This is a genomic window from Bacteroides oleiciplenus YIT 12058 (assembly GCF_000315485.1).
GTDB lineage: Bacteria > Bacteroidota > Bacteroidia > Bacteroidales > Bacteroidaceae > Bacteroides > Bacteroides oleiciplenus.
The window spans coordinates 1,308,022-1,335,019 of record NZ_JH992941.1; the positions used below are offsets into that span (position 1 = coordinate 1,308,022).

The 26,998-nt window shown below is 45.5% G+C and carries 12 protein-coding genes; all 12 read left to right on the top strand.

Annotated elements, in window-relative coordinates:
- Nucleotides 1-30: 30 nt before the first annotated feature.
- Entirely contained in the window at nucleotides 31-2,838 is a 2,808-nt protein-coding gene (locus tag HMPREF9447_RS12730) for a LamG-like jellyroll fold domain-containing protein (protein ID WP_009130149.1), read from the top strand.
- Between the two features lie 266 nt (nucleotides 2,839-3,104).
- Nucleotides 3,105-5,537 (top strand): glycoside hydrolase family 2 TIM barrel-domain containing protein, encoded by a 2,433-nt coding sequence (locus tag HMPREF9447_RS12735; RefSeq protein ID WP_009130150.1) that lies wholly within the window; start codon nucleotides 3,105-3,107, stop codon nucleotides 5,535-5,537.
- 174 nt (nucleotides 5,538-5,711) lie between these two features.
- A complete protein-coding gene (locus tag HMPREF9447_RS12740) occupies nucleotides 5,712-8,876 on the top strand; it encodes a SusC/RagA family TonB-linked outer membrane protein (RefSeq protein WP_009130151.1) in 3,165 nt (1,054 codons plus the stop codon).
- Nucleotides 8,877-8,900: 24 nt separating this feature from the next.
- Nucleotides 8,901-10,916 (top strand): RagB/SusD family nutrient uptake outer membrane protein, encoded by a 2,016-nt coding sequence (locus tag HMPREF9447_RS12745; protein ID WP_009130152.1) that lies wholly within the window; start codon nucleotides 8,901-8,903, stop codon nucleotides 10,914-10,916.
- Nucleotides 10,917-10,943: 27 nt separating this feature from the next.
- Nucleotides 10,944-12,290 carry a BT_3987 domain-containing protein gene (locus HMPREF9447_RS12750; protein ID WP_009130153.1) on the top strand — a complete coding sequence of 449 codons (1,347 nt, stop codon included), beginning with the start codon at nucleotides 10,944-10,946 and terminating at the stop codon, nucleotides 12,288-12,290.
- Between the two features lie 203 nt (nucleotides 12,291-12,493).
- Nucleotides 12,494-15,013: an alpha-L-arabinofuranosidase C-terminal domain-containing protein gene (locus tag HMPREF9447_RS12755; RefSeq protein WP_009130154.1), complete on the top strand. Its 2,520-nt coding sequence runs from the start codon at nucleotides 12,494-12,496 to the stop codon at nucleotides 15,011-15,013.
- Nucleotides 15,014-15,610: 597 nt separating this feature from the next.
- On the top strand, nucleotides 15,611-16,171 hold the full coding sequence (locus HMPREF9447_RS12765) for an RNA polymerase sigma-70 factor (protein ID WP_044138073.1): 561 nt from the start codon (nucleotides 15,611-15,613) through the stop codon (nucleotides 16,169-16,171).
- A gap of 74 nt (nucleotides 16,172-16,245) precedes the next feature.
- The gene (locus tag HMPREF9447_RS12770) at nucleotides 16,246-17,193 is read left to right on the top strand and encodes a FecR family protein (protein ID WP_044138074.1); all 948 of its coding nucleotides are present in this window, start codon (nucleotides 16,246-16,248) and stop codon (nucleotides 17,191-17,193) included.
- A gap of 219 nt (nucleotides 17,194-17,412) precedes the next feature.
- Entirely contained in the window at nucleotides 17,413-20,784 is a 3,372-nt protein-coding gene (locus HMPREF9447_RS12775; protein ID WP_244267612.1) for a TonB-dependent receptor, read from the top strand.
- Nucleotides 20,785-20,797: 13 nt separating this feature from the next.
- Nucleotides 20,798-22,741 carry a RagB/SusD family nutrient uptake outer membrane protein gene (locus tag HMPREF9447_RS12780; RefSeq protein WP_044138172.1) on the top strand — a complete coding sequence of 648 codons (1,944 nt, stop codon included), beginning with the start codon at nucleotides 20,798-20,800 and terminating at the stop codon, nucleotides 22,739-22,741.
- A 165-nt stretch (nucleotides 22,742-22,906) separates the two neighbouring features.
- Entirely contained in the window at nucleotides 22,907-25,588 is a 2,682-nt protein-coding gene (locus tag HMPREF9447_RS12785) for an alpha-L-rhamnosidase (protein WP_009130160.1), read from the top strand.
- Complete coding sequence (locus HMPREF9447_RS12790) at nucleotides 25,585-26,991, top strand: L-fucose/L-arabinose isomerase family protein (RefSeq protein WP_009130161.1); 1,407 nt, start codon at nucleotides 25,585-25,587, stop codon at nucleotides 26,989-26,991. Before HMPREF9447_RS12785 ends, HMPREF9447_RS12790 begins: the two co-directional genes overlap by 4 nt.
- Nucleotides 26,992-26,998: the final 7 nt, after the last annotated feature.

Consider the following 26,998-nt stretch of genomic DNA (forward strand, 5'->3'; position numbering starts at 1 on the left):
AGATAACCAAACTTAAATCAAAACATTGTTATGAAGAACCCTTGTATCGGTAGTGGAAAATTCTCCAAAAGTAAATCCGTAATCTTACTTACCTTATTAGCGTTGGGAGCAGAATCATCTTCTTTGTCTGCCCAGACGGAAGCTGCAACTAACCCAATCGCAGCACAACCTGTTGCCGACCGCAGTGTGCCTTTTGCTCTTAGCGGACAAGGTGTAATCCGCCCCGTGGAGTGGGGACTGGATACCGCCTGGGCTGATGAAGGCAATATACGACGTGGAAAAGCATTTATGGGACAGGTAGACGTGGTGCGTGTTTCTTTCCGTCCTACGCATCCCGTGGTGAACGGTGATCTGGATCCGGATCAGAAGGAATATATCAACACCCGCCTCAGGTTGGCCGATTTTGCCGGTCCCGATGCCAAACTGACGATGAACAGTGACCATCCTTCTGTGCATGAGTTTTATAAGGGCAATGCCGCAAACTGGGCTGAGATGATCGACCTTCATACCCGGTATTTCCAGGAAGGAGGAAGAGAGGTTGTTTCTGTTGTCCCGTTTAATGAACCGGATTACGTCTGGACAGGACAAGGCACCAGGGAAGATTTCTATAATATTGCCGGTGAACTGAAGAAGAATCCCCGCTTCGCAAATATCCGTATTTGTGGCGGAAATACGTTGAACTGTGATGAGGCCCTTCCCTGGTATAACTTCCTGAAAGACCGTCTTGATGAAGGAAACACCCACCAGTTGGCTGGTGAATTCGATGGTTATGCAGGTTTCTTTGAGGCTGTCCGTAAAGACGGGAAACATGCTACGGCCGATGAGATGCATAATGTCATGGAGGCGATGGTAGGTCTGGAGTATGGCTTGCAGACGGGTATCTGGTGGGGCAGCGCAGAGTATGCCCGTGGCGAATTCTGTAGAACCAGCCGTGGCGAACGCCTGGCATATGCCGAACATCGTCCTAACTGGACTGCTGCCTCCGTATATCGTGCTCCTGATGGAAAAGTACAGGCTTTCGGCGGAGTTTCCGAACGTCAGGCCACGACCACCACATATCGTTTTGTTTCTACAGAAAGAGATGTATTTTATGATGGCTACGGGCCGCAACGGGAATACTATCTGGAGATGCCCGGAGGAACCGGTTATCAGACGGAGGACCAGAAGAATGCCGAACGCCTTGTGAACATTACCTGGGGAGAGGATATACAACCGGCTGTCAACGGACTGTATGTCCTGGTCAACCGAGGCAGCCAGCGTGCCGTTGAAATAACCAATGGCTCAACAGAGCAGGGAGCCAATGTAAAGACCGGAAAATATAGTACCTCCAAAGCCTATCAGCAATGGTATGTCCGTCCGGTCTCTAACCGTATCGGCGGCGACTTCAGTTATTTCTATATTACGTCTTATACCACTGGAATGTCATTTGATGTATGGAACTGGTCGATGGAGGATGGTGGAAATATTGCCATCTATGGTGTGGGTAATGGCAGCAACCAACAGTGGGTTTTAGAGTATGCCGAAGACGGATGGTTCTATATACGCAGCCGCCACAGCGCCCTGTATCTGGAAGAGGTGGGCTACAACGTGCAGCAAGGAGACAAAGATGGCTCCAACCAACAGCAGTGGCGCCTGATACCTGCTCCGGCATCTAAAATTGAAATCAAATCCTTAACCGCTCCAACGGGGCTGACAGCGGAGGGGCAATCGGCATCTGTTCTGTTGAAATGGAACAAGCAGGCGGATGCCACTGAGTATACCATATTGCGCTCGGAAACCCCGGGTGGTGCCTGTGAGATTATTGCACGCCATGTGGAGGCCACTAGCTTTGTAGAGCATAAGGTTCTGCCGGGAAAGACCTATTATTATACCGTGAAAGCCAATGATGACTGTCTGAACAGTTCACCGAAATCCCGGGAAGTGACTACGGCTACTACCGGCGTACATGCCTTGGTGGCGCATTACGCTTTCGACGGCGATTTGGTCGACGAGACAGAAAACCTGAACCATGGCGCATCCTTGAAAAAGGCATCGTTTACGACCGGCAAAGCAGGCAAGGCTATCCAACTGAATGGTTCAACAGAATTCCTGCAATTGCCCACGGATATTGCCAACCATCAGAATCTGACTGTTGCCAGTTGGGTGAAGTGGGCGGGCGGTGCCGACTGGCAGCGTGTCTTCGACTTTGGCAGCGGAGAGAATCAGTACATGTTCCTGACTTATAGTTCTGATACGCAATCCCTTCGTTTGGCAATGAAAAATGGTGGTGAGGAGCAGTCTTTGGAAACAATCCTGCCTTCTCCCATACGCGTTGGCAACTGGGTGCACTTGGCTGTTACTGTCGGCGAGGCGGAAGCCGGGATTTATGTCAATGGAGAATTGGCTGTTTCATCCGGAGATATTACTATCCGTCCGATTGATATTAAACCATGTCTGAACTACATCGGACGCAGCCAGTTTGCGACCGACCCGATGTTTAAGGGAGCTATTGATGATTTCAGAGTCTATAATTATGAGTTGCCGGAGGAAGAGATTAAGAAGCTGGCCCAAGGCGAATCAGTAGGCATCCCGACCCCGCAGATATCCGGAGATGAATGGTCTATCGGCCCTTTGCCTGCCGACCGGGAATTGCAGGTGACTTATACTTCTGTCCCGTCGTCCGGTAAAGTCTCGTTCCATATTTATAATATGCAGGGCGTTTCAGTTCTTTCTTCCGGGATGGCAGCCGGGACTGGTGTTGCAACGTTGAATGTTTCAGAACTTCCTGCCGGACTATACATGTTGCGGCTTGTAGATGGTAACCGTTCGGCTACGCGTAAGTTCACGGTGAAGCATTAAAGAGAACACACTGTGCAGAGTTCTTGCCTAAGCTTTGGCAAGACTTTGCCACAGCCTTGTCAAGACATTGCCTAAGCTTTGGCAAAAGGATGGCAAAGCTATGGGAACGGCTGGTTCAAGCAGGGTATAAAATCCTTTCAATGGGGTATAAAATCGTTTCATGAATGAATTGTATCCCGTCGATAACCTGTTTTTATCCTTTCTCTTAATCTGCAAAGGACTTATTTTGTCCCTCGGATTATTCAACTTAAATCGTGATTAGTATTATGAAAACAGTAAGCAAATTGCTTCTTATCTGTGTGTTGTTATTCACATTATCACCGGACGCGCTACTCCATGCATCCGACAGGAAAACTCTTTTCGATAAAAACTGGAAATTTCATTTGGGCATTGTTGCCAATGCCGAACAGCCGGAATACAATGACAGCCGCTGGAGAGTTCTTGACCTTCCTCACGATTGGAGTGTGGAACCGTTACCTTTCCAGAAAGAAGGCGTCACCATCGGCCCCTTCTCGCGTATGAGCGAAGGAAATGTTGACACAGGACAGACCGTAGGTGGTGAAGGCTGGTACCGGAAAGAATTCACGCTTTCCGGAAGTGATGCCGATAAACGCATTGTTCTCTATTTTGAAGGAGTATACAATCAGTCCGAACTTTGGATAAATGGCAAGAAAGCCAATTTCAATGTCTATGGCTATACGTCCTATAAAGTAGATATTACTCCTTATCTGAATGTTCCCGGTATCCCGAATACGATTGCCATGAAAGTGGTGAATGCGGGGCGTAATAGCCGTTGGTATGCCGGTTCGGGCATCTTCCGCCACGTATGGCTGATAAAAACCAATAAACTTTATCTGGATAAATGGGATACTTTTGTTGATGCTTCCGAACTGCAAAAGAAGGATGCTGTAATAAAGTTCTCTACTGTTATACATAATGAGGGCCTGCAAAATAAATCAGGTAAAATAGGTATTAAAATATATTCGCCTGCCGGAAACGAAGTGTTTTCAACTTCACAAGACGTGGAACTCTCTGATGAGACTCCGGTGGCAGCATCTTTCTCAATCAAAAAGCCCGAATTATGGTCAGTAGATACACCGCTGCTTTATACGGCGGAAGTATCTCTTTTTTCAGACGAAAAGGAATACGATAAGATTACAGTTCCTTTTGGTATCCGAACCATCTCCTTCTCTGCTGAGAAAGGCTTCCTGTTGAATGGTAAACCCATGAAACTGAAAGGCGGTTGTATTCATCATGACAACGGACTGCTGGGGGCCGCAGCCATCGACCGTGCCGAAGAACGGAAAGTGGAATTGTTGAAAGCCAACGGATACAATGCCGTGAGATGTTCGCACAACCAGGTTTCCGAACATTTCCTTGATGCTTGCGACAAACATGGCATTCTGGTGATTCACGAAACCTTCGACCAATGGCAGAGGGCGAAGCGCGAACAAGACTATCACCAATTCTTTGATGAATGGAGTGACCGTGACTTGGCTGCATCCGTCCGTCGCGACCGTAACCACCCCTCCATCATTATGTGGAGCATCGGGAATGAAGTGGAACAACGTGCCGATGAACCCGAGGGAGATCTCATTTCCAAAAGGCTGGTTAACACAATTCGCCAATACGATACTTCCCGTTTCACCACCATAGGCTCGAATGACTTCTGGGACAGACGTCACTTCACTTGGGATAAAGATTCTTACCGAATCTTCCGAAACCTGGATGTGGCAGGCTATAATTATGTGTGGCACAAATACGAAAGTGACCATGCCGCCTACCCCGACCGTGTCATCTACGGCAGTGAATCCTATCCTAAAGAAGCTGCGCAGAACTGGAATCTGGTAGAGAAGCATCCTTATATAATAGGCGATTTCGTCTGGACTGCCATTGATTACCTCGGTGAGGCCGGGCTTGCCCATGCCCTCGAGCTTGCTCCCGGTGAACACAATCCGCAATTCATGGGCTGGCCCTGGTATAATGGCTGGTGCGGAGACATTGATCTTTGTGGCGATAAGAAGCCCCAATCCTACTATCGTGACGTGCTATGGCGTGAGCGTCCGATAACGATGGCTGTCCATGCCCCTGTCACTCCCGGTAAGCAAGAAGTGGTAAACGGTTGGGGCTGGCCCAACGAACTTGTAAGCTGGAACTGGAAAGGCCGTGAAGGGCAGACTATGACAGTGAATGTCTACAGCCGTTCCCCTAAAGTAAAGCTCTACTTGAACGACCGTCTGGTAGGCGAAAAAGAGACCGGTAAGGAAAACTACACCGCTACTTTCGAACTTCCTTACGAACCGGGTACGCTGAAAGCCGTAAACTCTAAAGGTAGGGAAGAATTTATCCTGAAAACTGCCGGAGCGCCTGCCGCCATTCGTCTGACTGCCGACCGTAGCAGGATTAAAGCCTGCAAAGACGACCTTTCTTACGTGAAGATAGAGGTGGTGGATGAAGATGGAAATGTGGTTCCCGATGCTTTCTTCCCTGTTAAGATAGAATACTCCGGCGAAGGACGTGTCATAGCCGGTGGTAATGCAGCTTATGATGATATGGAGAGTTTCCGTTCACTCACTCCGAAAACGTTCCGTGGCAGAGCCATTGCCATCGTTCAGCCCACGGAAGAAAAGGGCGGGATACAGGTGAAAGTATCTGCCGAAGGGCTGCCGGATGCCTCTATTGCAATTGAAACGCATTAATCTCTGACATAACCGATAGAAAGCTGAACTGGCTTTGGCACAGTCTTGCCTTGGCAGGACTGTGCAGTCTTTTCGGCTTTATATTATTATACACTTCCAACTTAAAACAAGATATATATCCCAATATATAATAAAAGAATCTAACTTATTTTTTAACTTTAATCTAATAAGATGATGAAGTCAGTATTATTGAAAAACAATCGGAGAGTCCTTGCCGGACTACTCGTTTGCACTGGTTTTGTTTGTAGTTATCCCTCTGTTGTCATGGCAGAGTCGGCTGACGCCTCAGTGCAAATCGTTACTCAAAATCAGACACCACAGAAACGTACTCTGGTAGGAACAGTTGTTGACGCCTCTACCGGAGAAACACTGATTGGTGTGAATGTGAAAGTACAAGGTCGGGAAGGGGGCACCATCACCGATGTTGATGGTCGGTTCAAGATTGACGTTACGAGCAAGACGGAATTGATATTCTCTTATATCGGTTACAAACCACAGACGCTGATGGTAGGCGATCTGGGTGTGATGACCGTGAAACTGGAATCGGACAACGAGGTACTGGATGAAGTTGTGATTGTAGGCCAGGGTACACAGAAGAAAGTATCCGTGACGGGCGCCATCACTACCGTGAAAGGAGCTACTTTGAAAGCGCCTTCCTCTTCACTTACCGGTTCACTGGCCGGAAAATTGGCGGGTGTGGTGTCTATGGTGAATAGTGGTGAGCCGGGTTCTACTTCCGAGTTCTATATTCGTGGTATCAATACATTCGGCAGTTCGGCATCTCCGTTGATTCTGCTGGATGGCATTGAAATCTCGTCTGCCGATTTGAACCGTATTCCCGCAGAATCCATCGAAAGCTTCTCTTTGCTGAAAGACGCCTCGGCAACTGCTATCTACGGTAACCGTGGTGCAAACGGCGTAATGTTGGTGACCACCAAGAAAGGTCAGGAGAATACAAAGGCTACCGTCAATGTATCTCTGGAAGCCTCTTACTTCAAACCGACAAAGGTGACGAAGTTTGCTGACGGTGCCACTTACATGCGCACTTACAATGAAGCGGCGCAGGCCAGAAGTCTGACTCCGATTACATCTCCCAAATTCAGTGAAGACCAGATACTGAACACGGAGCTGGGTACCAATCCTTATGTGTATCCTGATGTGGACTGGTTCGATATGATTTACCGGGACGGTAATTACAATCAGCGTGCCAATGTCAATGTATCGGGTGGTGGTTCGCGCGTGACTTACTATATGAGTCTTCAGGCCAACCACGATACGGGACTTCTCGATGCACCGGATTATTACTACAATCCAAACATCAACAACTGGCAATATAACTTCCAGAACAACATCTCTTATAAGCTGACCACTACTACTACCATCGACATGCGTATGATGGCTCAGATAGGTAATATGCAAGGTCCAAACTATAAGACTACAGACTTGTACAACATGGTGATGCGCACCAATCCGGTGGCATTCCCCGCCTATTTTCCCCAGCAAGATGGTGATGAAGGTTTCATCCGTTTCGGTGGAGCGGAAATGAAGCCGGGCGTTGTTGGCAAAAACCCCTATGAGTATATGATGAGTTCTTTCAAAGAAACCAATTTCAATACGCTGAATACTTCCATCGCATTGAACCAGGATTTGAAGATGATTACCGAAGGTTTGAGTTTTAAAGCATTGGTGAACTTCAAAAACTGGTCGGAATCATCTTATAACCGTTCTATCAAATCCAATATGTATAAGGTGAAGGACGGTTCATGGAATCCGGAGACAGGTACTTATGAAATGCAACTGTTGCAAACCGGTGACCAGTTCCTTAGCCAGTCTGATATTGCCCGTAATTCGGACCAGACTTTCTATTTTGATGCCCGTCTGGACTGGAGACGTAGTTTCGGCGACCATAATCTGTCGGCTATGGCCATGTACATGATGCGTGAATATCGTCAGACGCAGTTGCCGAACCGTAACCAAGGTTATTCGGGACGTGTGACGTATGATTATGCCAACAAATATCTGCTTGAGTTCAACTTCGGTTACAACGGTTCCGAGCGTCTGGCTTCCGGTCAGCGTTTTGAGTTCTTCCCGGCTGTTTCCGCCGGTTGGGTAGTGAGTTCCGAGAAGTTCTGGGAGCCGGTCAGCAAATATGTCAACCATTTCAAGATCAGAGGTTCCTATGGCCTTGTAGGTAGTGATGCATTTGCCGGTGGTGCTCCGCACTTCCTCTATCAGAATAACATCGGTATAGGCAAGGCGTTTGACTTCTGGACCGGACTTCCGTCAAGCGAAACTAATAAGAAAGGTCCTGCCTTCTGGGTGCTGGCTGTGGAGAATGCCGGATGGGAGCATGTGAAGAAGTTCGATATCGGTGTCGATATGGTACTGTTTAATGAGGTGAATATTACGTTCGATTATTTCCATGACGTACGCGACCGTATTCTGATGGCTCGTGCATCCTGGCCTGTCATGTTGGGATACTGGGGATCAACTCCCTGGAGTAACATCGGAGAGGTAGTGAATCAAGGTGTTGAATTGAGTGTGAACTGGACGAAGCAATTCGGGAAAGACCTGACGGTAGATTTCCGCGGCAACTTCACTTACAACCAGAACGAACAGAAGTATGTGGACGAACCCGACTATCCGTATGTTTGGCAGACCAATACCGGTAAGCCGTTGAATACTCACAAAGGATACATTGCCGAAGGTCTTTTTTCCAGCGAAGAGGAAATAGCTAACTCTCCGGACCAGTCGCAATTGAGTGCCAATATCATGCCGGGTGACCTTAAGTATCGTGACGTCAACGGTGACGGTAAGATTACTTCCGAAGACCAGGTGATGATTTCACCCTACAACCATGTGCCCCGCATCCAGTATGGTTTCGGTCTGAACGTGGTCTACAAGAACTTTGATTTCGGTGTATTCTTCAACGGCTCGGCAAAACGCAAGATTATGATTAACAGTGGTATGGCTCCGTTCTTATCAGGCGGTGGAGATGGCGAAGAAGGCGAGACACTGGAAAGAAACCTGATGGAGTGGATTGCAAACGACCACTGGTCGGTGGACAATCCGAATCCCAATGCCGCTTATCCGCGTCTGGGTATCAGCAAGACCGATATCAACAACAATATACAACCCAGTACCTTCTGGCTACGCAACGGAAACTTCCTCCGCTTCAAGACACTGGAAATCGGCTATCGTCTGCCCTACTGCCGCATTTACTTCAGCGGAGATAACCTGGCGGTATTCAGCCCCTTCAAGCTATGGGATCCGGAACTGGCATGGAATGCTTATCCGTTCTCACGTACTTTCAATCTGGGTGTTCAATTTACATTCTAAAACAATCTAATACCATTTCGAGATATGAAACTTACATCTAAAATAACCCGAACAGCACAGGTACTGATAACTTCCTGTTGCTTGGCATCATGTAATTATCTGGATGTCATTCCGCCCGCACAGGCTGATTTTAAAGACACTATGAAAGATCAGGAAGCCACGTTGAGCTTCTTGTACTCCTGTTATATCAATGTTCCGCGTTCAACCCCGTTCCAGTATCATTCTTTTGAACTGTCGGCGGATGAATCTGCAGCTCCTTACGAATACTCCAACTATCAGCAGCAAGTGGCTTGGGGAACCATTTCTCCAACATTCTATAGTAGTTGGGGTGGTGACGACCAGAGTATCTGGGTTCCCAGCTATAACAGCTTGGGCTATGTACACCATTTCCTGAGTCTGATTGACGAACTACAGCCGGTTGGCGTGACGGCAGAAGATAAAGAAGAGTATAAGGCTGAATGCTATTTCCTGGAAGCCTATTATCACTTCCGTGTATTGCAGGCTTTTGGTCCGTGTCCCCTGATTCTTACAAAGGTAGATCCGGGCATCACGAACGATGGCATTCCGGGACGTTCGCACTTTGACTATTGTGTAGATTACATTGTGGGCAAGCTGGATGATGCTGCCCGTGTACTTCCTGCAACGCGCTCTACCAATTACCTGGGACGTGCCACATCCACGATAGCCAAGGCTTTGAAAGCCCGCGTACTGTTGTATGCCGCTTCTCCGTTGTGGAACGGTTCATTCCCCCATCCGGAATGGAAGAATAAGAATTACGAAACTCCGGGATACGGATATGAACTGGTGAGCAATACTTACAGCAGAGAGAAGTGGACACGTGCCCTGACTGCTTGCCAGGAAGCTCTGACTGCTGCCAAAGAAGCTGGTTACCAACTCTTCGACATAGAGGCTGCCAACCGGAAAGCCGATCGTGACAATCTGGGTCTTCCTTTCATCCCGGGACGTGAAGAGGATACCGAGGAAAACCGCGAGTTCAAGGAACGCGTGCGTATGTTCCAGTATCTGATTTCGGCTAACGAAGGTGACAATAACAAAGAATTGATCTGGGGACAACGCATTGCGATAGATGGCAATAATAGCGGTGAGGCTACCGATTGGCGCTTGCCGAATAAAGTAGTGAAGAGAAGTAACGGACAATATACGGGCGGCTGGGCAGGCGATGCCCCGACACTGTACTCCGTGCAACACTTCTATACAGAGAACGGTAAACTGCCGGCGAAGGATTCTGATTTCTATCCTGAAGACCAATGGTACACCCGCTTCTATGAGGGCACTCAAAGTCCGGCACTTGCCACCGACCGTCTGGATGGAGAGGACGTGAAGAATGATATCATCAAGCTGAACTCCAGGCGCGAAGCCCGTTTCTATGCATGGATTGCATTCGACGGTGGACAGTATAGTCCGAAGATTAATAATGGCGGACCGCTGTGGCTGAATATGAAGAATACCAATACCAACGGATATAATACGAGTAATACCCGTAACTGTGTGGGAACTGGTTATCTGACGAAGAAGTTCATCGATCCCAATATTTACTATGGTGCCGACGGTACGCGTACCCATACTGCTATCCGCCGTCCATTCATCCGCATGGGAGAGCTTTATCTGAATCTGGCGGAATGTTATGCTGCGCTGGACAATACAAGCGAAGCCCTCAGTAACCTGAATGAAATTCGCCGCCGTGCCGGTTTCGAAGATTTGACCGATGCTGATATTACAAGTGACATGACCTTGACCGACTGGGTACGCAACGAGCGCTTCGTGGAACTCTTTGAAGAAGGACACCGCTACTACGACCTGCGCCGTTGGATGGTGGCTCCTGAAATGCTGAAAGCCGGTGCCCGCTACGGTCTGGACGGACTGCGTGTGAATCCGAGCTTCGAGGATTTCAATAAGCCGACACTGATTAACCAGCCGTTCAAATGGGAAGACAGACTGTATCTGCTCCCCGTGTGGTCGCGCAGTGGTATGGACGAGCTTTATAGCAACCCGCAGTTAATACAGGCACCCGGATATTAATCAATCTCTAAACAAAAACAACATGTTATGAAAATAAGAACAATCTTGTTGACAGGAGGCTTGGTGTTGCTGGGCGCCTGCAGCGAATCAAAATATGATTTGGACCAACTGGTACCCGAAGAGTACCATAAAATATTGTATGTGAACAATAGCGGTAAACAGGAAGTGACGCTGTATGATACGGATGCAGACAACCTGTATACACTTTCAGTCATCAAATCGGGAAGCGATCCCAGTCTGACGGCTGCTGCAACCATCAGGGTATTGACGCAGTCCGAACTCGATGCGGAATATAGCATACCGGAAGCGGTGAACTACAAACTGATAGGTGAGGATGCCTATTCACTGGCTGCAACCAGTGTGGACTTCTCGTCTGCCGACCGCTATAAACTGGTGGAAATAGCCTTGAAGCCCCAAGTTGTGAAAGCAGCTATGGAAAGCAATCCGGATGCTGTCTGGGTGTTGCCTCTGAAGGTCACCAGCGAAACGGATTCTATCAATGCCGATAAGGATGAACTCTTCCTGAAACTGAAAGCGGTAATTACACCTGCCATAGGATTCGCCGACCCGACGCTCGTGGTGCAGCAGTTCCAATACGGCTCTGTCTCTACCATCATGCAGAAGGTGAAGTTCGGCCTCGATACGAATAACTTATGGGAGCTGGAAGCTAAACTGGTGGTAGATAATGATTATATTCAGGAATACAACTTGGATTATGGCACGAATTACAAGGCGTTGCCCGAAGGTACTTATACCGTGCCGGAAACGGCGGCATTGCCTGTGGGAACTACCACCCTTGAACTGGAAATCTCGATAAACGGCAACCAATTGACGCCGGGCGATTATATGTTGCCTGTCAGGGTTGCGGAAGTTTCCCAGTTTGAAATAGCTGAAGCAAAAGCGGTATATCCGCTGGCCATCCGCATCATGGGAAATAAACTGGACCGCACGGGCTGGACAGCAGAAGCCGATACGGAAGAACTGACGGGTGAAGGTGCCGGAAACGGTGTGGCAGGCTGTGTGTTGGATGATAATCTGGGTACTTTCTGGCATTCCACCTGGCAGACCGGTAACAGGATTCCTCTCCCCTATGAGTTGATTATCGATACCAAGAAAGAATATACTTTCACCCAGCTTGCTTTGATGCAACGGCAACATGATACCAACAGAGATACAAAAGCGGGTGAATTCTATATCAGCTCCGATAAGGAAAACTGGACAAAGGTGGGAACCTTCAGCATGCAGAAGATACTTGAAGCCCAGACTTTCGCCGTTACTCCGACAAAGGGTCGTTATGTCAAGATAAAGATGACGGAAAGTTTCAGAGACGGCTATTGCTCTTTGAGTGAAGTTTACGTTTACGGTCTGGAATAAATAACTGACTTGGAAATCTAATAGGAGGGATAGCGCTTCTTTCTCGTCAGAGGAGAGAAAGAAGAACTATCCCTTTTTGTTGTTAATTCTTTGGTTTTGACTTAAAAGCGGCATATTTTGGCAAGATTCTATCCCATCTCTTTGTGTGTCATGCCCTATCTTTGCAATTGAACAGTTGTATCTAATACCAAACAAATAACTTTATGAAGCAAAATCTTTTATGCCTTGCGGCAGTCGCATTGTTGATGAGCTCATGCAGCGGCGTTATGCCGGAAGAAGAACTCGTAATCAACCTGCAGGAAAAAGGTGCCGAAGTGGCGCCCTCCATGTATGGCATCTTCTTCGAAGAAATCAACCACGCTGGTGATGGCGGCTTGTATGCCGAACTGGTGAAGAACCGCAGTTTTGAAGAACTTGAAATGCCCGAAGGCTACTATGCCGAAGGGGATGTACTCCATCCGAAGGAAGTTTGCAATCACCTGACGGGCAAAGTAAGTCACGGCAGCTTCCGCTGGACCACCGAACCCGTGCCGGGATGGGCTCTGCAAGCCAAAGACGCCTCAGCTGCCGGGATGAAACTGACGAAAGAGAATCCGAAGTTTCAGTCGGCTCCGAACAATCTGAAAGTAACCATTAAGGACGCCTCCACCCCTGTCCGACTGATAAACGAGGGGTATTGGGGGATGAATCTGGTGAAAGGCGACTCTTACCGCTTGCGCACCATCCTCCGCACTTCCACTGATTATAAAGGTAAGATAACCGCCCTGTTGCTGTCTGATAAAGACGAAGTGCTGGCTTCGGCTCCTGTTGAGGTGACCGGAAGCAATGTCTGGATTGATACCCATCAGATGCTGAGTCCTTCGGCAACCGCTGCAAAAGGAAAGCTGGCACTGGAATTTGACGGTACGGGCACGGTCAGCTTGGACTATGTATCCCTCTTCCCGGAAAAGACTTTTTGCGACCGCCCGAACGGCTTGCGCACCGACGTAGCCGAAATGCTGCAAGGTTTGCATCCCGCCTTTGTCCGCTGGCCCGGTGGCTGTGTGGTGGAGGGCATCTCACTGGCGAACCGCTTTGAGTGGAAAAAGACGTTGGGCGACCCGGCTGCACGTTCGGGAGAGTACAGCACTTGGGGCTACCGTTGCTCATATGGCTTCGGTTACCATGAGATGTTGCAGTTCTGCGAAGATATTAATGCCGATGCCATGTTTGTCTGCAATGTCGGATTGGGTTGCCAGTACCGCATGGGCGACGCTTCACCCGAAGACAAGATAGCTTATTATCTGGACGACTGCATGGATGCCATAGAGTATGCCATCGGCGATGTCACTACCGAATGGGGTGCCAAGCGTGCCGAACAGGGGCATCCGCAGGCTTTCCCACTGAAATATGTAGAAATCGGTAATGAGAACTGGGGCGACGAGTACGACAAACGTTTCGACATCTTCTATAAGGCGATTAAAGCCAAACATCCCGAGCTGATTCTCATCTCTAACCACGGTCTGGGCGGAACGGGCAAGATTGAAAAGACGGACATGATTGACCCGCACTGGTACGTCAACCCCGAATTCTTCTTCCAGAATACGAAGATTTTCGACAACCATCCGCGCGGCAAATACGATGCGTATGTAGGCGAATATGCCTGTAACGCCAACGTGGGCGGTGGAAACATGCGCGCTGCCCTCTCCGAAGCTGCTTTCATCTCCGGCATGGAGCGCAACGGTGACTTGGTGAAGATGGCTTCCTACGCCCCGCTTCTGGAGAACCGCAACGACCGCTCCTGGGCTGTTAATCTTATCTGGCTGGATACAGACCAGGTGTTGGGACGTAGCTCTTATTATGTGCAGCAGATGGCGGCCGAAAACCGTCCGACGTACAACGTAAAGAGCAATATTACGATGAGCACACCCCGTTCCCTCGAATACAGTGCCGGCAACTTAGGCTTTGGTTCCTGGAACACGCAGGTAGAATTTAAGGATATGAAAGTGACCGGGGAAGACGGCACAGCCGCCAACCTTGATTTGAATAACGCCACAGACCAGAAAGGCACATGGACGCTGAAAGACGGTGTACTGAGCCAGACTTCTTCGGAAACGCCGACCCGCTATATCGTGGACGGTTTCAGTAGCAACCACTTCACGCTGGAGTGTAAAGTTCGCAAAGTGGGTGGCGACGAAGGCTTCTTCCTCTATTTCGGTTTGTCGCAGGGCGCAAAGCAGGGTTACGTATACAACGTTGCCGGCTGGAACAACCAGACTACGGCTGTGGAAAGCGTTTCGGATGGTCGTACGGGAGGTGTGGTTAGCGAGCGGGTATCCCAGAGCCTCGAAAACGACCGGTGGTACGACGTGAAACTTGTGGTGGCTCCGCAGAAGAGCGAACTCTACATGGACGGCAAGCTGATAGTGTCTTATGCGCCCGAAACGACTCCGCTCCAGTTCTTCTCTTCGGGCTATGATGAAGCCACAGGCGAGGTGATTGTGAAAGTGGTGAACGCTGAGGCTGTGCCCTATCCGTTGAGCGTGAAGCTGGACGGAGTGAACCAAGTGGAGAAAACGGGTAAAGTCATCTCCCTCTCTGCCGTCAGCGATATGGACGAGAACTCTTTTGAAGAGCCCAAGAAGATTTATCCGCAGGAAAGCGAGTTCAAAGGCTTTGGAAAGAACTTTAGTTATACGTTCCCGCCGTTCTCTTATACCATTCTGAGAGTAAAGGCTAATTGATAGAAAAGGACCGGGCACTGATGCAATATGTCATCAAAGTGCCCGGTTTACTTACATCCGTAGTTGTTGGAAATCTCAAAATAGAATCTTGCCGTAGGAAACAGTGCATAAAAATGCGGAATATGTGTGCTATAATCAATCCTTATCCACCATTTATGCAATAGCCACAGACTTTCGGCAGATAGTGTAGCCCTTCCGGACGGATAACGTAAGCTTTACCACCGAATAACCTAAGCTTTACGAATAGACGGGGTAAGCTTTCCGAATGGATTCCGCAGGCTTTTCGAGCGCGATGAGGCTGTTCGGGAAGAAAACAGGGGTACTTTTGCTTTAATAGAGTGGTATGCTTTTTCGTATCTACTTATTTATAAGCCGAATACTGTCTTTTATTCCCGTCTTTCCCGTAGCACCGCCCTCTGGATGTAAAGAAAGCATTCTCGATGCACAGGAAATGCAAAGTGTCAGAATAACATCCCATTTCCCCGCACGGTTCATTTACCGGGTGTACTTTACATTTTAAGTCCGCTTTTCTTTTCTTATTCATGAAAAAGCGTACATTTGCGGCATCATACCTTTTTTAATACTGTTGACAGTCCAATGACCACTAATCTAAATGCTTTTAATAAGTTTTTTATAGACTATCAGCAACGCTTCGTCCACTTTGCCTGTACGTATGTGCACGATGAAGCTGTTGCCGAAGATCTGGTTATCGACTCCATGATGTATTACTGGGAGAACAAAGACCGGCTGCCTGCCGATACCAACATCCCCGCCTACGTGCTGACCGCCATCAAGCACAAATGTATCGACCACCTGCGTCATCAGCAAATCCGGCAGGACGCTTCGGACGAGATAGCCCGGATATATGCCTGGGAGTTATCCGGCAGAATCGTTACCTTGGAAGACTTTGAACCCTATGAAATCTTTACGGCGGAAATACAGGAGATTGTGGACAAAACCCTCGCCAGCCTGCCCGAACAAACCAGGCGTATCTTCGTCATGAGCCGTTATGAGAACAAGTCCCATAAAGAAATTGCCTCCCTGCTGGACATAACGCCTAAAGGTGTAGAATTCCATATCTCCAAGTCAACCAAAGCATTACGCCTGGCTTTGCAGGATTATCTGCCCGTCTCCCTACTCTTTTTCTATCTTAATTAGAAAAAAGTTTGTTTTTCCACTGGGGATTCTCCTCCGTGGTTCGCTATTACTGTAGATACACCAATAGAGTATTTATGGATAAAGACTTATTATATCGCTTTTTCGAAGGAGACGTTTCCGTAGAGGAGATGAAATCGGTAAAAGAATGGGCTGAGGCCTCGGAGGCGAACAGCCATCTGTTGCGCCGTGAGCGGAAGCTCTTCAATGCCATGATTCTGGCCGGACACGTGGAACCTAAGGACAGGCAAACCACGCTGAATAAGAGAAAGAACTATTTCATCAGGGAATTCCTGAAAATAGCTTCTGTTGTCGTGATAACGGTAGGCATAACGGCTGCATTGTTTTCAATAGGAAGAGATACGGACGATGTGAGTGTAGCCATGCAAACCATTACCGTGCCGGCAGGCCAACGTGTGAACCTCGATTTACCCGATGGTTCAAACGTTTGGCTGAACGCCGGAACCCGGATGCAGTATCCCGTTTCCTTCATGAAAGGCAAACGCGAAGTGATACTGGACGGAGAGGCTTACTTTGAAGTGGCGCACAATGCGGAGTGCCCGTTCATTGTGCGCACACATGCCATGGATGTGGAGGTGTTGGGAACCAAGTTCAACGTAGAGGCCTATTCAAAGAGGAATATCTTCGAAGCTTCGCTGATGCAGGGAAAAGTCAGGGTGAAGTCGCCCAATAATGAGAAAACGGCCGTGGTGCTTTTGCCTCATTATAAAACAACCCTGAGGGATGGCAAGCTGGTAGTGAGCAAAATTGACGACTACAACGTATATCGTTGGAAAGAAGGTCTGTATTGCTTTAAGAACAAACCCTTTGCCCGCATTATGGAAGACCTGGAGCGGTATTACGACCTGAAAATACAGTTGGACAAGAAGAGCATAGAGAATGTGATACTGACCGGAAAGTTCCGTATATCCGACGGGCTGGACTATGCCTTGCGCGTGTTGCAGAAGGATGTGGCCTTCACATACAGGAGAGATAAGGATAATGACGTCATTTATATAAAGTAGAAAACAAGTATTAATCCCTTAAAACAGAAGATTAGCCTATGATGCAGTACTGATGAAAAACAAAAAAGCCGGTAGATGTTTGCCCCATCCACCGACCCCGATTAACACAACTTATTTTATAAATCGTATTAATAACTTATATGCAAAGATATGAAAAACATTCCTTTGTCGGATATTTATTGCCCTAAATATCCGCACTTAAAACAACTATTTAGAATCATGCGACTATCAATATTCTTTTTATTCTTCTCTGTTCTTAGTATGATGGCAGAGAGTGGTCACTCTCAAAACGCCCGGGTGACCATAAAGCGGACGAATGCACAACTGGAAGCTATACTGAATGAAATAGAGGCTCAGACGGATTACTTGTTTATCTACAAAAAAGATGTGGATGTGGAGGTGCGCAAAAGTATCCGTGTGGACAATGCCAAAGTGTCGGATGTATTGAACACATTGCTCAAGAACTCTTCTATTCATTATAAGGTGGAGGGAAATCATATAATCTTGACTAAGACAGACACATCCGGCGTGCGCCAGGCAGGTGTAACCGGTATTGTGACGGATGAATCGGGCGAGTCCCTGATTGGCGTCACTGTGTTGGTGAAGGGGGCCACTCAAGGCACCGTGACGAATGTTGAAGGTAAATTCTCCCTAGCGGCCGGAGTAGGCGATGTGCTTCAATTCAGTTACATCGGATATGTTCCGCAGGAGATAAAACTGAAAGATATGAAGTTGCTCCGCGTAGTCTTGCAGGAAGACGTCAAATTACTGGATGAAGTCGTTGTAATCGGCTATGGCAGCATGAAGAAGAAAGACCTGACAGGCGCCATCACCCATGTACAGGCCGATAAGATGGTGAAAGAGAAACCGGCTACTGTGCAGGCCCTGTTGCGTAGCGCAGCCCCGGGACTAAACGTTGACATATCCAACGATGCCAAAGGCGGCGGTAAACTGCTGGTGCGCGGCCGGCGTTCCCTGAAAGGTGGAACCGGACCGTTGATTGTCTTGAACGGTATGATTTTTCAGGGTGACCTTTCTGAAATCAATCCGGTGGATATAGAGTCTGTCGATGTATTGAAAGATGCCTCGTCAGCGGCAGTTTATGGAGCAAAGTCGGCTAACGGTGTGGTTCTTATCACTACCAAGAAGGGTACGGAAGAGAAACCGACTATCCGGTTCGATGCAAGCGTAGGCTTTGTGACGATGGGAGCCAACCGGGACGTATATAGTGCCGATGAATATTTGCAGTATCGTTCAGACTATGCCGCCAGCAGCAATGGATTTGGAAATCAAGGGTATTACGCTAAGCCCACGGCAGAGAATCTGAGCAAATATAACTTGACCGAGGCGCAATGGCGCAATCATGATGCCATAGGCCAAGGCTCCACCAACATGGAGGACGTCTGGTTGCAACGTATCGGGCTTGGAGAGATAGAGCGTGAAAACTATTTTGCCGGTAAAACGTACGACTGGTATGATGCTTCTTTCCAGACCGGGCTGAGACAAGACTACAATGTGAGTTTGTCAGGCAAGACGTCCAACCTGAATTACTACTGGTCTTTAGGTTATCTGGATAGTGAAGGTCTGGTAGTGGGAGATCGCTTTAAGAACTATCGCACCAGCTTGCGTCTGGATGGAAAGATTACCAGTTTTCTTGAAGCAGGTGTCAACCTCAATCTGCAAAGCCGTGCAGAAGGTTTCCAGACAGTGAACTGGGGAGGGCAGATTGCCAATTCTCCTTATTCAACGCCTTACTACAGCGACGGTTCACCGAATCCCTGGCCTATGGGAGAGAAGAATCAGGTGACAGGCGTGAACAGTCTTTATAATAACTCCATGTCCTCTAAAGATGCGGGAACGCAGACTGTGACGGGTAACTTTTATACTAAAGTTAAGTTGCCTTTCAACGTCTCATACCAGTTCAGCTTTGCCCCCCGTTATAGCTGGAATCATTCAAGATACTGGAACAGTGCGCGAAGCGTTTTCGACAAAGATAACGGAACCGCCGGCAGGTCTACCGCCCGCTCCGTAGACTGGACATTGGATAATATGGTGAAGTGGAACTATACCTTTGCACAGAAGCATAATCTGGATGTAACCTTGCTCCAGAGTGCCGAACAATACGAGATATGGACGGAGTCAATGGCTGCTTCCAACTTTACACCTTCCGATGTATTGGAGTGGCACAATATGAAAACCGCAGCAAATAAAGAGATAAATGCCGATGACACCAAGCATACGGGCGCTGCTTTGATGGCCCGTGTATTCTACTCGTATGACAATCGGTATATGCTGACTGCATCTGTACGTCGTGACGGCTTCTCTGCTTTTGGCAGATCTAATCCTTGGGCTACATTTCCTGCTTTGGCTGCAGCATGGAATTTCACGAATGAGAAGTTTTTTAAATGGGAACCTATGAGTAGTGGCAAACTACGTTTGTCTTGGGGCAAAAATGGCAATCGTGATATCGGTATTTATCAGGCTTTGTCTCAACTATATGGCGGGACAGCTGGTAAATATACTTATGTCACTTCACAGGGGAATATGTATGAAGTGTCTTCATTACAGATTGAAAGGATGTCTAATACTGATTTGAAGTGGGAGACTACTACTTCCTGGAATGTCGGTCTGGATTTCGGTTTCCTGAACGATCGTATCAATGGTAGCTTCGAATGGTATCACATGCCGACAACGGATTTGCTGATGGATAGAAGTTTGCCAAACTTTACCGGTTATGATAAGATTGTAACCAATTTGGGACAGGTCAATAATGAAGGTTTCGAATTCTCGCTGAATACGGTTAATATCCGGAATAAGAATTTCACCTGGTCTTCCACGTTCGGTCTTTCACATAATAAGAATACAATCAAACATCTGTATTACCGCTATGAAGATGTACTGAATGAGGCTGGAGAAGTGATAGGCAGCAAGGAAGTGGATGACGTGAACAAAGGCTGGTTTATAGGAAAAGATATTTCTACTATTTGGGATTATGAATTTATTGGTATTTGGCAGGAAGCTGAAGCTGAAGAGGCTGCAAAGTATGGGCAGAGACCAGGTGATGCAAAAGCAAGAGATTTGAATGGCGATTATAAAATCACTCGGGAAGATAAGGTTTTTTTAGGTCAGACAACTCCCAAGTTTAGATGGTCGTTCAGAAATGAATTTACTCTATTCCAGAATTGGGACATATCTTTCAGTCTTTATTCTCAAATGGGGCATAAACAAAGTACTACGGAGTATCTGAACTTTTTTGATCATCAAGGGGACTATTTGAATACATACAAACGTAAGTATTGGACTCCTGAAAATAAATCAAATGCCTATGCTCGTTTAAAATCGACACGTCCTTCGAATATTGAGCCTAAGAAGGTGATGAATAAAGGTTTTATTCGTTTGGAGAATATTTCTGTTTCATATAAAGTACCTCAACAGTTTGCACGGAAGTTGATGGCAAAAGAAATCAGTGTGTATGGAACTGTAAGAAATGTAGCTGTTTGGGCTTTCGATAAAGAATGGGATTATTGGGACCCGGAAACAGGTGGACTTCTTCCCAGAACATTTACTTTTGGTGTAAGTATAACTTTTTAATTAAATGAATATCATGAAAACGAATTTTGTAAAAGCAATATATTTAACTCTTGGGTTATCTTCATTAACATTGGCTGGATGCTCTGATGATTGGTTGAAGCCAGAGCCATTATCATTTTATGAACCCAGTATAACTTTATCGACTAAAGAAGGACTGGAATCTGCGCTTACTACCTGCCACAGGCAAATGCGCTATTATTTCATGCATGATAACGGACCGGCATTAGCTACAGACCTCATGTTCTCTGATGTTGCGGTGAGTGCTATTTCAAATCTTAGTGGCTGTCAGAATATTCTTTTTAATGTAACTCCTACTTCATACAATAATTGGTTTGGTTCGAATATGATAGACTGGTTTTGGGAAATAGGAACTCAAGGCGTTAGTTTTGCTAATGTTGTGATAACGCGCATCCCGGAACTTGATTTAGACCAATCCACTAAAGAGCAAATGTTGTCAAGTGCCTATTTTCAACGTGCTTGGCGTTACTATCATTTGATTTTTCAGTTTGGCGATATACCTTTTTTATCAAAAGAAGTTTCAACTCCTAAACTGGACTTTCGTTCTACAAAAATGGAAGTTATTATAGAACAAATGATTAAAGATCTGGAATTTGCTGTGGCGCATATTGCTGAACACGCTGATTATGGCAAGGAAAATAGAGGAGCATGTAGAATGTTATTGATAAAATTTTATATAGCAGCAGGTCGGTTTGATGAAGCCATTGAACAAGCTAATGCACTCATTAATACTTCGGGGTATCAATTGATGGAAAATACTTTTGGTAAATGGGAGAATCCTCATCCGGAAGATCACCCTATAACCCGTAATGTTGTTTGGGATTTACATAGGCCAGTGAATAAAGCTGATGTTGCAAATAAAGAGACTATTATGCTGATGGTGAATCGGTATGATAATTCAGAAAGCCGCTTATATACAAATTTTTTATATAATATGACGCCGTTTTGGTCCCAAACTGATAAAAATTGGGGAATTATTACTCCGAGTAAAGCAAATTCAGGCCTAACAAGACAATCTGCAACATCATCTATGTTAAACCAATATCCTGATTTTATGGACCTCAGAGCTATTTATGGTCGGGGTGAGGCCTTTTCAAGACCTACTTACTTTGCGGAAAAGGGTATGTGGAATGATAAATCAGATCTTCGTCATAGCAGAGAGAGTGGTAATTGGTTTGTTATGGAAGATTTGAGATATAATGATCCGAAGTTATTGGAAACGGAGGATGCAGAGTATTATTTGCAACCAATTCGAAAATATGCAGACGATGGCACTTTGTTGTGCAAAGATACTATTCGTTGTTGGTTTGATTTTCCATATTATAAATTATGGGTTGAAGATATAGAAAAAGAGGTTGCAAATGGCTACATAGGCACGGACTATGTTGGAGGGCCAGGTGATTGGTATGTATACCGTTTGGCTGAAGCCTATCTACTAAGGGCCGAAGCTTATTACTGGAAAAAGGAATATGCTAAGGCAGCGGAGGATGTGAATAAGATAAGAAAACGTGCTAATTGTTCGAAGATGTTTACGGCAACAGATCTGATGAATATTGAGGGACTTGATGTTATTATGGACGAGAGAGCAAGAGAATTGATGTTTGAAGAACTTAGACATGTGGAACTGGTACGTGTTTCTTATACAAAGGCTAATCAGGAAGGAGGGTATAACTCTCCTAAAGATATTGCAGATGAAAATAGTAATAGCTATTGGTGGCATAGGGTGACTAACTATAATAATTACTATAATAAAGGAGTAAAGACATTGAATGGTGACGAATATAAAATAGGTAAATATAATATATTTTGGCCTATACCGCAAACGGCGATTGATGCGAACTTGTATGGTCGTGTTAACCAGAATTATGGTTATAATGGTTATGAGATGAATGTAGAGCCGATTAGCTCATTAGAAGAACAGGAACAGGCTAATCAATAATATTTATGGTAAGAGTAAAAGAGATTATGTGATACTACTATTGGATGATTTCTTTTACTCCTACATTTTTGAATGTATTTAAGATAATGAGAACTAATATATTGAAGTGCTAGTGATGCAATAAATAGCATCTGATAATAATTTAATCCACGTTAATCATTAAAAATGAAAAGAATTTATACAATTGCTTTAATGTTATCTTTTTGTTCTTTAATCTTTGCTCAGACGTACGCAATTTATGATTTAAAGGTTAATGGTAAGAATAACCCTGTTGGCGTTGATAATCAGGATCTTGTCTTCAGTTGGAAAATAAGTTCTATAGAACGAAATTTCATTCAACCCTCTTATCAGATTGAAGTATGGGATGAACAAAATAATCTCGTGTGGAATAGTAAGAAGGTGAAGAGTGACAACTCTATCGGAGTGAAATATGAAGGCAAGTCTCTTAAAGCAGGAGGTTATTATACTTGGATAGTTAGGGTAGGGAAAGTTAAGTCGCAGATAGCTTCTTTTGTAATCGCCCTCAATTTTGATGGGGCAAAGTGGATTGGGTTAGAAAATGACAAGGATAATTATAAGGTTGTGCCTGGAATCCATTCACCTCTGGTTCAGCACGAGATTAGAGATCGTAAAACAGGAATGTATATCCTACCGTTGTTAAGACGTGATTTCGATATTGAAAAACCTGTTAAGCGAGCCGTTATGTCTCTTAGTGGACTTGGCCACTTTGAATTATTCGCTAATGGCAGCAAAGTAGGTGATCACTTTCTTGATCCAGGCTGGACGGATTATTCTACAAATGCTCTTTATGAGAGTTTTGATGTGACGGATATGCTGCAAAAGGGGAAAAATACTCTTGGAATAATGCTTGGAGGAGGATTCTATAATGTTCCGCGTGAGAGGTATTACAAACAGCTTATAAGCTTTGGTGCCCCCAAAGCTGTGGGAGTGCTGGAAATGACTTACGAAGATGGAGCAAAGGAGAGGATTGTGACGGATACCGAATGGTTAGCATCCCATTCGCCGATAACCTATTCAAGTATATATGGAGGTGAGGATTATGATAAGAGTCTGTTACAGAAAGGATGGAATACTCCAAATTTTGATGCGTCTCATTGGAAAAGCGCTGTTGAGTCAAAACTAAATATAGAACTGTCGGCTCAAAAAAGTGAGCCATTAAAAGTACGTAACAGATTTAATGTGGTAAAGAGATATAAAAACCATAAAGGGAATACGATATATGACTTCGGACAAAATATGTCGGGAATAATTGAATTGAAAGTAAAAGGAAAGGATGGTACCATAGTAAGGATGCATCCTGCCGAACTGCTTAATAAGGATAGCACAACCAATCAAAGCGCATCTGGAGCGCCATATTATTTTGAGTATAAGATATCTGGAGATACTGTTCAGGAGTGGAGACCTCAGTTTTCTTACTATGGCTTCAGGTACATAGAACTGGACAGAACAGAAAATCTGGAGAGTATAGAGATCAATGCTCTACACACAACAAATTCAGCTCGGGAAGTCGGTCGCTTCAGTTGTTCATCGCCTATGTTTAATAAGGTATACGAACTTATAGACTGGTCAATTAGGAGTAATCTTGCTTCTATCTTGACGGACTGTCCTCATAGGGAAAAGCTCGGATGGTTAGAAGTTGCTCATCTTATGCAGTATTCGATGCAGTACCGCTATGACCTATCGACATTCTATAAAAAAACGATAGACGATATGGCAAAGGCGCAATATCTTGATGGTATGGTTCCAACGATAGCTCCTGAATATGTACATTTCAGTGATGGATTTGAGAATACTCCTGAATGGGGAAGTGCCTTTATTATCAGTTCTTGGTACTACTATAAATGGTATGCTGACAAGACTCTTCTGGAGAAATATTATGATAAGATGTCTAGTTATGTTGACTATCTGACCTCACGATCCAAAGGATATATAGTAGCTTATGGACTTGGCGACTGGTATGATCTTGGTCCTGGTACTCCCGGATATGCACAGTTGACGACTGTCGGAGTTACATCAACTGCTATTTATTACTATGATGTTACTATAATGCAGCGTATAGCGCAGCTTCTCGGAAAGAAAGCTGATAGTGAAAAATTTGGGGCTCTTGGTACTAAGATTAAAAATGCCTTTAATAAAAGATACTTTAATGAACAGACAAAGACATATGATCGTAACAGCCAAACCGCAAACGCGATGGCACTTTATATGGGATTGGTAGAAGACCAGAACAAGGAAATTGTATTATCAAATCTTATAACAGATATCGCAGGTCGTGACTATGCACTTACGGCGGGTGATATCGGCTACCGTTACGTGTTGCGGGCATTAGATGATAACAACAGGAATGAGGTCGTTTACCGTATGAACAGTCGTTATGACGTGCCGGGTTATGGCTGGCAGTTGGCGGGAGGGGCTACAGCTTTGACTGAGTCTTGGCAGAATTATGGTTTTGTGTCTAATAATCACTGCATGCTTGGTCATCTTATGGAATGGTTTTTCTCGGTTCTTGGAGGTATTAAACAAAGTAAAAATTCGGTCGCTTTCAAGGAACTTATGATAGCTCCTGTCCTTGTTTCCGGAATAAACAGTGCTCAAACTAGTCTTGAGACATCTTATGGCAGAGTGGAATGTAGATGGAAGGATGAGACAGACGGCTTTTCTATGGATGTCACTATTCCGCCGGGAAGCATTGCAACAGTAGTGCTCCCTTGTCCTAAAGACGGTAAGGTAATGGATGCAGGTAGAAATGTGAAGGTTGACAAATACGATAATGGTAAGGCATATATTAAGATTGGTTCAGGTAATTATAAATTTACAACAAAATGAATAAAGTAAAAGTAGGATTGGCATGTATCGGACTTGATACATACTGGAAACAATTTGACGGATTGTTGGACAGACTCTTGTCCGGCAATGGTATAATAAAAGAAAAATTAGAGAAATATGGGGCTGAGGTTGTGGATGTAGGTATGATAGATACTCCCTTTAAAGCCTCATTGGCAGTCGATATGCTTCATGGAGTAGAACTCTTGTTTGTCTATATATCTACTTATGCCCTTTCCTCCACTGTATTACCTATTGCAAAAGGAATTAAAAGCAGAGTTATTCTTCTTAATGTTCAACCTTCCGCTGCTATAAATTACAATTATATCAACTCATTGGATGATAGAGGGAAAATGACTGGTGAATGGCTCGCGAATTGTCAAGTTTGTTCTCTGCCTGAAATCGCCAGCGTGTTCAGACGTACGGGAGTTGCCTTCAGTGTAATTACTGGGCATATGGAGCAGAAAGAGGTATGGAGTGAGATAAAAGAATGGGTGATGGCAGTGAGTGCAGTTTATGGTATGCGGCATAACAACTTGGCTGTTTTGGGACATTACTATTGCGGTATGCTGGATGTTTATACTGACCTGACGCGTCAATGTGGTGTATTTGGAACTCATATTGAACTTGTTGAGATGTGTGAGCTGAAAAAGTTCTGGGATGGCGTCAATCAGAATGATATTAAAGCCAAAATAGCTCAGTTCGAGAATGAGTTCACCATTGATTCCCGTTGCAGTAAACATGAGCTTATTCGTGCTGCTAAGACATCTGTAGCTCTTGACAGACTTGTAGAGAAGCATAATATAGGCTCCATGGCCTATTATTATGAGGGGGAAGATGATTATCAGGATATTGTTACTTCGATAATAGCTGGGAATACTCTTTTGACGTCAAAAGGCATTCCTATAGCCGGAGAATGTGAGGTAAAAAATGCTCAAGCCATGAAAATATTCTCCCTTATGGGTGCCGGAGGTTCATTCAGTGAGTTCTATGGTTTGGATTTTAATGATGATGTAGTAATGCTTGGGCATGATGGACCTACACATATAAGCATTGCTCAGGGAAATGCAGAGTTGGTTCCGTTGCCAATATATCACGGTAAACCCGGCTCTGGGCTTTCCATTCAGATGAGCGTGAAACATGGTGATGTGACTATTCTTTCTGTATGTGAGGATACACAAGATATTTACCTGCTTGTAGCTGAAGGAAAATCAGTGAAAGGCCCTGTACTTAATATAGGGAACACCAATAGCCGTTATAAATTCTCTATAGGAGCCAAAGAGTTTATTAATGCTTGGTCCGAATCAGGACCGTCTCACCACTGTGCGATTGGAGTAGGACATTTAGGAACGACTATTGAGAAATTTGGTTCTCTACTTGGCATAAAGACAATTAAAATATGTTAGCTGTTCT

Excerpts from the sequence above, each read along its gene's own strand:
- HMPREF9447_RS12790 (WP_009130161.1), top strand. The coding sequence starts at position 25,585 with ATGAATAAAGTAAAAGTAGGATTGGCATGTATCGGACTTGATACATAC.
- HMPREF9447_RS12765 (WP_044138073.1), top strand. The coding sequence starts at position 15,611 with ATGACCACTAATCTAAATGCTTTTAATAAGTTTTTTATAGACTATCAG.
- HMPREF9447_RS12745 (WP_009130152.1), top strand. The coding sequence starts at position 8,901 with ATGAAACTTACATCTAAAATAACCCGAACAGCACAGGTACTGATAACT.
- HMPREF9447_RS12740 (WP_009130151.1), top strand. The coding sequence starts at position 5,712 with ATGAAGTCAGTATTATTGAAAAACAATCGGAGAGTCCTTGCCGGACTA.
- HMPREF9447_RS12770 (WP_044138074.1), top strand. The coding sequence starts at position 16,246 with ATGGATAAAGACTTATTATATCGCTTTTTCGAAGGAGACGTTTCCGTA.
- HMPREF9447_RS12730 (WP_009130149.1), top strand. The coding sequence starts at position 31 with ATGAAGAACCCTTGTATCGGTAGTGGAAAATTCTCCAAAAGTAAATCC.
- HMPREF9447_RS12735 (WP_009130150.1), top strand. The coding sequence starts at position 3,105 with ATGAAAACAGTAAGCAAATTGCTTCTTATCTGTGTGTTGTTATTCACA.
- HMPREF9447_RS12755 (WP_009130154.1), top strand. The coding sequence starts at position 12,494 with ATGAAGCAAAATCTTTTATGCCTTGCGGCAGTCGCATTGTTGATGAGC.
- HMPREF9447_RS12780 (WP_044138172.1), top strand. The coding sequence starts at position 20,798 with ATGAAAACGAATTTTGTAAAAGCAATATATTTAACTCTTGGGTTATCT.
- HMPREF9447_RS12750 (WP_009130153.1), top strand. The coding sequence starts at position 10,944 with ATGAAAATAAGAACAATCTTGTTGACAGGAGGCTTGGTGTTGCTGGGC.
- HMPREF9447_RS12775 (WP_244267612.1), top strand. The coding sequence starts at position 17,413 with ATGCGACTATCAATATTCTTTTTATTCTTCTCTGTTCTTAGTATGATG.
- HMPREF9447_RS12785 (WP_009130160.1), top strand. The coding sequence starts at position 22,907 with ATGAAAAGAATTTATACAATTGCTTTAATGTTATCTTTTTGTTCTTTA.